This window comes from Actinomadura sp. BRA 177 (assembly GCF_013372625.1).
Taxonomy (GTDB): domain Bacteria; phylum Actinomycetota; class Actinomycetes; order Streptosporangiales; family Streptosporangiaceae; genus Spirillospora.
The window spans coordinates 1-6,201 of record NZ_JABXFD010000372.1 but is presented as its reverse complement, the minus strand read 5'-3'; the positions used below and the strand labels follow the sequence as shown (position 1 = coordinate 6,201).

5 protein-coding genes are annotated in these 6,201 nt (G+C 70.8%); all 5 read left to right on the top strand.

What is annotated here, in order from left to right; genetic code table 11:
• Positions 1-316: 316 nt before the first annotated feature.
• Complete coding sequence (locus HUX53_RS21380) at positions 317-1,123, top strand: VC0807 family protein (RefSeq protein WP_309237355.1); 807 nt, start codon at positions 317-319, stop codon at positions 1,121-1,123.
• A gap of 128 nt (positions 1,124-1,251) precedes the next feature.
• Entirely contained in the window at positions 1,252-2,421 is a 1,170-nt protein-coding gene (locus HUX53_RS21375; protein WP_176404997.1) for an Ig-like domain-containing protein, read from the top strand.
• A gap of 153 nt (positions 2,422-2,574) precedes the next feature.
• Positions 2,575-3,813 (top strand): Ig-like domain-containing protein, encoded by a 1,239-nt coding sequence (locus HUX53_RS21370; RefSeq protein WP_309237354.1) that lies wholly within the window; start codon positions 2,575-2,577, stop codon positions 3,811-3,813.
• Positions 3,814-3,890: 77 nt separating this feature from the next.
• Positions 3,891-5,207, top strand: a complete 1,317-nt coding sequence (locus tag HUX53_RS21365; RefSeq protein WP_309237353.1) for a glycosyltransferase family 4 protein — start codon at positions 3,891-3,893, stop codon at positions 5,205-5,207.
• Positions 5,208-5,223: 16 nt separating this feature from the next.
• Positions 5,224-6,201 (top strand): GAF domain-containing protein (locus HUX53_RS21360; RefSeq protein WP_176404996.1); only part of this gene is annotated, 978 nt, incomplete at its 3' end.

Here is a 6,201-nt window from a genome sequence, read left to right as displayed (position 1 = left end):
GCCGCCACCACCATCGACCACGTCCTGCACTGGTCACTGTTCCGCCGAACCCACCAGACCCGCGCTCTGATCAGCCACTACCGGCAGCGCGGAGATCCCATCCCCCAAGAACTGCGAATGTAGTACCGGGCACCTAAAGTCGGAGGAGACGCCGGAGACACGGGTTCGACTCTGGCCGCATCCGGCCGCGACCCGCACCCGGCCGCTCCCGGAACCGAACTAAGTGGGGAACAAGCCGCGCGCTGCGAATCGTTCGAAAACGGACGGACGCGTGCGGATCATCACGTACGGTTGGGCGAATCGTGAGCACAGAATCGTGAGCACATCCGAGTTCATGCACACCGATCGGGGAGCACAGCACTCGATGGAACCAACGGCGACCGCGCCCGCGGACCCGCCCACGGCGGCGGTTCCCGAATCTGAGGCGCAGGGCGGCCTGACCAGGGCCCCCGAGGAGCTGGGCGGCCCAGGGCCGGCCGGCGGGCACCACGTGTTCGAGCTCCCGCGGGTGACCGCGATGCTCGTGCACGCGCTCCCGCGCTTCGTGGAGGGCGTCATCGCCCCGGTCGCGGTGTTCTACACCGCGCTCATGCTGCTCGGGCTGAACGGCGCGCTGGTCGCGGCGGTCGCCTGGGTGTACGGCGGGATCATCTACCGCTACGTGCGCGGCCATCCGGTGTCGGGGATGCTGATGCTGGCCGCGGTCGGCGTCACGGTCCGCGCGGCCCTGGCGGCCGCCACGCAGAGCGCGGTCATCTACTTCCTGCAGCCGACGCTCGGCACGCTCTGCGTGAGCCTGGCCTTCCTCGCCTCGGTGCCGCTCGGCAAGCCGCTGGCCATGAAGCTCGCCAAGGACATGGCGCCGATCCCCGACGCCTTCTACAAGCACGACAGGGTCCACCAGTTCTTCCTGCGGATCTCGCTGCTGTGGTCGGGGGTGCTGCTGACCAACGTCGGCGTCAGCCTCTGGATGCTGTTCAACGAGTCGATCAGCATGTACCTGTGGATCCGCACCGGCATCGTCACCGGGCTGGGCGCGATCGGCATCGCCCTCTCGGTCTGGGGCTTCAAGCGCCTCCTGCGGCGCATCAACCGCGAGCCCGCCTCGACCCCGGCCGCCTGAACCGTCCGGCACGGCCGCTGATCAGCGGTTCCCCGTCGAACGCCCCGAACTTCCGCGAGGTTCGGGGCGTCTCCATGTGTAGGTAGATTCACTACCACGGGGTGAATTTCGACGGATTTGGGGGATTTGTGGGGATCAAGGGTCGTGCGGGGGTCGTGCTGGCCGGCGGGACGGGCGCGGTGGCGATGCTCGTGACCGGCTGCTCGGCCGGCGGCGAGGGCAAGCTGGCCTCCGGCGGATCGGACACCGAGGTGACGATCACCCCGGCCGGCGGCACCGCACAGGTCAAGCCGGACGGCGCCATCGAGGTGAAGGCCTCGGACGGCAGGCTCCAGGACGTCACCGTCCAGGGCGAGGGCGCCACCATCACCGGGAAGTTCGGCGACGGCCACAAGACGTGGCGCTCAACCCGGACGCTGACGCCCGGAACGTCCTACACCGTCACCGCGCATGCGCGCGACGACGGCAAGACCCGCACGGTGACCAGCTCGTTCACCACGCTGAAGCCGGCCAAGACGCTGTCGATCGTGGACGTCACCCCGAACGTCAAGGGGGAGAAGGTCGGCGTCGGCATGCCGATCTTCGTCCGCTTCGACCGGCCGGTCACCGACAAGGCCGCCGTGGAGCGGACGCTGAGCGTAACCCCCGACAAGCCCGTCACGGGCGCGTGGCGGTGGCTGGCGCCCGACCAGGTCGTCTACCGGACGAAGACGTACTGGCAGCCGCACCAGACGGTCCGCTTCCACGCGGCGCTGGCCGGGGTGAACGCGGGCGGCGGCGTGTACGGGGCCAAGGATGCCCAGGCGGCCATCAGCATCGGCGCCAAGCAGATCACCACCGGCGACATCGGCGAGCACGAGATGACCGTGACGCGGGACGGCAAGAAGCTGCGGACGATCCCGTTCAGCGCCGGCAACGGGCAGACCCGGGAGTTCACCACCACCAGCGGCGTCCACCTGCTGATGGAGAAGGGCAACCCCGTCACGATGACGTCCCCCGGCCGCAAGGAGGGCGACCCCGGCTACTACAAGACGGTCGTCGACCACGCGGTCCGGTTCTCCAGCAGCGGCGAGTACGTCCACTCCGCGCCGTGGTCGGTCGGCTCGCAGGGGTCGACGAACGTCAGCCACGGATGCATCAACATCAGCCCGTCCAACGCCAAGTGGTACTACGACACCATGCAGCGCGGCGACGTCATCGACCTGACCGGCTCCGACCGCGAGGTCGAATGGGACAACGGCTGGAGCTTCTGGCAGATGTCCTTCGACAAGTGGAGCCAGGGCAGCGCCCTCGGCTAGCGCTTGACCATCGCGACCCGGCGCGCCATGCCAGGCCCGCCGGGTTGCAACGCTTTGATCTCGGACGCCCGGCAAAACCCCGGGTCGTGGCATGATCGTCGAATTTTGTCGCTAATGTCTCTCAGATAGCCGGCGGGGTCACGGGAGGTCGCGGTGCAGCGGAGGGTTTCCGCAGGAGTTCGGGCGGGCGCGGGAATCGCGGGGGTCGTGCTGCTGTTCACGACGGCCTGCAGCGGGGGCGGGGAGAAGGACTCCGGCGTGACCGTCGGAGAGAAGGCGGACTCCACCGTCCCGCAGGTCACGATCGACCCGGGCAACGGCAACACCAAGGCCAAGCCGGAGGACGGCGTCGTCGTCACGGCCGCCGGCGGCACCCTCGAACAGGTCTCCGTCACCCTCAAGGGCAAGACCGTGTCCGGCGAGATGGCCGCCGACAAGACCAGCTGGAAGTCGCGCACGCTGCTGCCCGGCGCCAAGTACCAGGTCACCGCCGTCGCCAAGAGCCCCGACGGCAAGGCGACCACGGTCAACGCCACGTTCGCGACGCTGAAGGCGGCGAACAAGCTGGAGATCATCGACGTCACGCCCAGCAAGAACGAGAAGGTCGGCGTCGGCATGCCGATCCAGGTCGTCTTCAACCGCGCGGTCGGCGACAAGAAGGCCGTGGAGAAGGCCCTGGAGGTCAAGTCCACCAAGCCCGCCACCGGCGCCTGGTACTGGATGAACGACACCACCGTCATCTTCCGCACCAAGAACGGCCACTACTGGCAGCCCAACCAGAAGGTCAGGTTCCGGGCCAAGCTGGCCGGGGTGAAGTCGGGCAAGCGGACGTACGGCATGTCCGACTTCACGCGCAGCTTCCGCATCGGCGACTCGCACATCACGCACATCAGCACCAAGAGCAAGAAGGCCGTCGTCAAGAAGAACGGCAAGAAGGTCCGCAGCTGGCCGATCAGCGCCGGCCGCGGCGGCCGCGTGGTCAACGGCGTCGACACCTACCTCACCACCAGCGGCGTCCACCTGACGATGGGCAAGGAGAACCCGGCGATCATGACGTCGGAGTGGATGGGCGTCGACCCCAAGGACAAGAAGAACGGCGGCTACAAGGAGGTCATCCCGTACGCGGTGCGGATCTCCAGCAGCGGCGAGTACATCCACTCCATGGCCTCGACCACCTGGGCGCAGGGCCGGCAGAACGTCAGCCACGGCTGCGTCAACTCCCCGCCCAAGGACGCCAAGTGGTACTACAACTTCTCCTACCGCGGCGACCCGGTGATCGTCACCGGCAGCAAGCGGGGGCTCGACTGGAACAACGGCTGGAGCTACTACGAGATGTCGTGGAGCCGGTGGGTCAAGGGCGGCGCCCTCGACCGCACCGTGTCCACGGGATGACGTTGACCGCCGGTTGGCGTTGACCGGCCCCCGATCGGGCAGGAGCCGGGACACGGCCGTCTACGATCGGGGACCCGGTGAACGAGTCCGCGCGACCGCTCCGACTGCGCCGCCGCGTCCGGCGCCGGGCGCACCGCTGCGTGCGCCGCGCGGCGATCTGGACGCTGCGCCCGCTGCGGTGGCGGCGCCGCGTCCCGCCGCCCGGTGACCGTCCGCGCGTCCGCGTCCTGCTGCAGAACGCGCACGGGGCGGGCGGCACGATCCGCACCGTGCTCAACCTGTGCGGGTACCTGGCCCGCGACCACGACGTCGAGATCGTCAGCGTGCTGAAGCGGAGCCGGAAGCCGTTCTTCCCGCTGCCGCCCGGCGTCGCGGTGACCTACGCGGACGACGGTCTCGCCCGCAAGAACAGGACCGCCCGCCTCCTGGCCCGGCTGCCGAGCGTCCTGACACCGGTGGACGAGGCGTCGTTCCGGCACATGAGCCTCTGGACGGACGTCCGCCTCCTGCGCGCCCTCTACGCCGCGCCGGCCGACGTCCTCATCGGGACCCGGCCCTCCCTCGTCCTGCTGGCCGCCGAGCTCGGCCCGCGCGGCGTCGCGACGATCGGGCAGGACCACATGAACCTGGGCTCCTACCGGCCCGCGCTCCGCCGGCAGGTCGTCCGCGCGTACCGGCGGCTCACCGCCCTCGCCGCGCTCACCGAGGAGGCCCGCGCCGACTACGCGCGGGCGCTCGCCGGGTCCGGCGTCCGCGTCGCCGCGATCCCGAACGCGGCGCCGCCGCTCCCGGAACCGCCGTCCCGCCGCGAGCACGACGTCGTGCTCGCGGCCGGGCGGCTCGTCCGCGCCAAGGGCTTCGACCTGCTGCTGCGCGCCTACGTCCCGATCGCCGCCGAGCACCCCGGCTGGACCCTGCGCGTCTTCGGCTCCGGGGTGCGGCGGGACCGGCTCCGCGCGCTGGTCGCCGACCTCGGCCTCACCGGCCGGGTCGAGCTGCGCGGCAAGACCCCGGACCTGCCGGCCGAGATGCGGCGCGCGTCGATCCACGTCCTGCCGTCCCGCCGCGAGGGCATGCCGATGGTCGTCATCGAGGCGATGGGCATGGGCCTGCCGGTCGTGGCGTTCGACTGCCCGCACGGCCCGGCCGAGCTGATCACCTCCGGCGCGGACGGGCTGCTCGTCCCCGCCGGCGACGTCGAGGCGCTCACCGCGGCGCTGCGCAAGCTGATCACCGACCCGGGCCTGCGCGACCGGCTCGGCGAGGAGGCGCTGCGGTCCGCGCGCCGCCACGACCTCGGCCACATCGGCCCCCGCTGGTCCCGCCTCATCGCCGCGGCCATCACGGACGGGCGGACCGGGATGGCGGCCCTGATTCCGAAGTTCCGGAAATGATGGGAATACTGGCGGTGTGAGGGATGAGTCTGGTTCCGGGGCGGAGCGCGCGCGGCTCGTCCTGCCGGAGCTGAAGCTGGACGATCTGCTGGCCGAGCTGCACACCCGGCTGGAGGCGGCCCGGTCCACGCGGGACCGCGTGCACGCGCTGCTGGAGGCCGTCGTCTCGATCGGCAGCGAGCTGGACCTGTCGACGGTGCTGCGCCGCATCGTCGAGGCCGCGACCACCCTGGTCGACGCCCGCTACGGCGCCCTCGGGGTGATCGGCGAGGAGGGCGAGCGGCTCGTCCGGTTCGTCACGACCGGGGTGAGCGAGGAGGAGATCGCGGCGATCGGGCACTGGCCGCACGGCGACGGCATCCTCGGCCTGCTGATCCGGGAGCCGCGTTCGCTGCGGCTGCCGGACCTGGCCGGGCATCCCGCCTCGTCCGGCTTCCCGGCGAACCACCCGCCGATGCGGACGTTCCTGGGCGTCCCGATCCGGGTGCGGGACGAGGTGTTCGGCAACCTCTACCTCACCGAGAAGGCCGGCGGCGGCCCCTTCGAGGAGGAGGACGAGGTCGTGGTGACCGCGCTGGCCACGGCCGCGGGCGTCGCCATCGAGAACGCCCGGCTGTACGAGGAGACGCGGCGCCGCGAGCGCTGGCTGGAGGCGTCCGCCGAGATCTCCACCACGTTGCTGTCGGGCACCGACCCCCGCGACGTCATCGACCTGGTCGCGCGCCGCGCCCGGGAGATCGCCGGCGCGCGGGTGAGCAGCGTCACGCTGGTGGACGAGACGGGCCGCGAGGCGGTCCTGGAGGCGGCCGACGGCGAGGGCGCCCACCACCTGCGGGGCAAGCGGATCCCGATGGACCGCTCGCTGGCGCGTAAGGCCCTCGCCGACGGGACCGCGCCCGTCTCTGATACACCTCTGACGCTGCCGACGACACGGCTAGGGCAGATCCCCGAGGGCACCGCACCCACACCAGCAGACCAGACAAATCAAAACCAG